The organism is Mesorhizobium sp. M2A.F.Ca.ET.042.01.1.1 (assembly GCF_003997405.1).
Lineage (GTDB): Bacteria > Pseudomonadota > Alphaproteobacteria > Rhizobiales > Rhizobiaceae > Mesorhizobium.
The window spans coordinates 1-2,478 of record NZ_RZRX01000466.1; the positions used below are offsets into that span (position 1 = coordinate 1).

The 2,478-nt window shown below is 63.8% G+C and carries 3 protein-coding genes and 1 pseudogene; all 4 read right to left on the reverse strand.

Going from position 1 to position 2,478, the window contains the following annotated elements; all coding sequences use genetic code 11:
* Positions 1–162 precede the first annotated feature (162 nt).
* On the reverse strand, positions 163–720 hold the full coding sequence (locus EOA23_RS33740; RefSeq protein WP_127307236.1) for an OmpA family protein: 558 nt from the start codon (positions 718–720) through the stop codon (positions 163–165).
* Positions 721–829: 109 nt separating this feature from the next.
* Positions 830–1,393, reverse strand: coding sequence for a GNAT family N-acetyltransferase (locus tag EOA23_RS33745; RefSeq protein ID WP_126061008.1), 564 nt, complete (start codon positions 1,391–1,393; stop codon positions 830–832).
* Positions 1,393–2,244, reverse strand: a complete 852-nt coding sequence (gene sseA / locus EOA23_RS33750) for a 3-mercaptopyruvate sulfurtransferase (RefSeq protein ID WP_127307237.1) — start codon at positions 2,242–2,244, stop codon at positions 1,393–1,395. Before sseA ends, EOA23_RS33745 begins: the two co-directional genes overlap by 1 nt.
* A gap of 20 nt (positions 2,245–2,264) precedes the next feature.
* Positions 2,265–2,478, reverse strand: a pseudogene (locus EOA23_RS33755) (alanyl-tRNA editing protein); the annotation flags it as partial.

A 2,478-nucleotide genomic window follows, 5' to 3' on the forward strand; every position in this document is an offset into this window, starting at 1 on the left:
GTTTCACGGAAGGGCGAACCGCTCTATCCCTTTGTTTTGACGCAATTCCGGACGGAAAACCGCTCACACTTTTCCTGGAATTGCTCCAGCGGCGCGCACATGAAGAGCCCGGCTGCTTTGCACAGCCGGGCTCTCGACTTGTCGGCATTGCCGGCCTGAGCGTTACCGCACGAAATCGTCGAAGCGGCGCAGCGTCACGCGGCGGTTGCGCCAGTTCTCCTGCTGGGTCGGCACGAGCAGAAATTCCTCGCCATAGCCGACGGTTTCCAACGCGAACGAGGGCACGCCGAACTCGCCTACCAGGGTCCGCTTCAGAGAGGCGGCACGGCGCTCGGACAGGACCTGGTTCGACTCGAAGGAGCCGAGAGCATCGGTGTGGCCTTCGATCAGAATGCGGGCGCCACGGTCGCGGCGCAGCATGCGATGGAGCGCGTCGGCGATGATCTCGACCTTGCCATATTGCGAGGGGGCGATAGCGGCCGAGCCGAACTCGAAATTGATCGACTGGATGTCGATCGAAGGCGCCATGCGCCGCAGATCCGGCCGGCGCTTGAACTCGCGAATGGTGACCCGCTCGTTCAGGCGCAGCTTCTTCCTGGGCGCGGCGTCGAGCTGCCGCTCGATGGTCGCGGCCGAAGGCGTGGTCGCCTGTGCGAATGCCAGGCTCGGCATGGCAATTGCCGCAATCGCGGCGAAGGCAAACATACGTCGGGTCAACATGTCTTTTCTCCCAGAAGCTCGGCCTCGTAATGCGGCCGGACAATGGCAAAGACAGTCTGAAGCGGCGATGAACGGAGCGTTCAGGCGCGAGGCAATTCCAGGGTACGGCTTAGCCTCGCATAACGCTGGCCGAGCGCTCGGCGAAGGTCAGCGGGTGTACGACTTCCTTCTTCTGCGCCACAGGCGTGAAGCCGAGTTTCTGGTAAAGCGGCAGAGCCGCCGGATGGTCGAGCGTGCAGGTCTGCACGGAGACGAACCTTGGCCCATATGCCCAGGCCGCCGAGATCGCCGCGCCGAGGAACCAGCGGCCGAGGCCCTGGCCATGCGCATGTTCCATCATGCCGAAATAGGCGAGCTCCACTTCGTCCGGAAGATGCGGCTTTAGGTCGAAGAAGCCGGCTGGAGCGCCGTCGAGATAGAGCACCCTGACGTCGCGGTCCTCGCGGTGCAGGCCGGCGGCAAGCTCCTCGTCGCTCATCCTCAGCACATTGACCCAGTGCCATTTGCGCCCGACGCGATCTATCAAATAGCGGTAGAAATGGAGCGGGATGTCCTTGGTCTTCAGCAGCGCGATCTGCCGGTTATAGGGGATTGGCGGCGAAACCGCGGGTGCGGCGTGCATCTCCAGGAACGTGACCGTGACATCGATAGCTTGCGGCGCGCCGTTTTCCATCACTCTTTCCCCGTCGCCACCGGCGTATCGCTGAGACTGCCCCATTCCGTCCACGAACCGTCGTAAAGCCGGTTGTCGGTATGGCCGAGCGTCTCCAGCGCCAGCGTGATCGCCGCCGCCGTGATGCCCGAGCCGCAGGAGGTGACGACCGGTTTCGACAAATCGATGCCGGCATCCTCGATCACCTTGCGCAAGCGGTCCTTGGGCAGCAGCTCGCCATTCTCGGCAAGCGCCGTGATCGGGACATTATGCGCGCCCGGCATATGGCCCGAACGGACGCCAGGGCGCGGCTCCGGATCGGTTCCGGCAAAACGGCCGGCCGAGCGCGCATCGGCGATCTGGCTCTGGCGGCCCTCGACGATCCTGCGCATTTCGTCGAGGCCGACAACCCGGCCGGCATCGAAATCGGCATGGAAGACGCTCGGCGCGATCTTGGTCGGCTCGGACGTCACGGGCCGCCCCTCGGCCTTCCAGCGGTCGAAGCCACCGTTCAGAATATAGACCTGGAAAACGCCCATGACGCGGAACATCCACCAGGCGCGCGGCGCCGAGAACAGGCCAGGCCCGTCATAGATGACGATGGTGTCATCGGCCGTAACGCCCATGGCGCCGACATATTGGGCAAAGTGCTGCGGCGAAGCCAAAGTGTGCGGCAATTTGGAATCCGGATCGGAAACCGCATCCTGGTCGAGGAAGCGCGCACCGGGAATGTGCGCCGCATCGTATTCGGCGCGGGCGTCTCGCTTTTGCGCCGGCAGATACCAGGAGGCGTCGATGATGCTGAGGCCGGGCTCGCCAAGCTGCTTCTCCAGCCAGTCGGCATCGACGATGAAGGGACTGTCCTGCGCCATTTTGTTCTCCATGGCCCGCCTCAATTCGCCGGCATCGGGCCGAAGCGGATGCGGAAGCGCCGGTTCTCGCGGCCCTTTTTCTCGATCTTGCCGATATGGATCTCGCCGACCTCGCCGGTCGACTTCACATGCGTGCCGCCACAGGGCTGGCTGTCGACCGAGCCGTTCTCGCCGATGCAGACCAGGCGGATTTTTCCTGTGCCGACCGGCGGGCGGACGTTCTTCGATTTGACC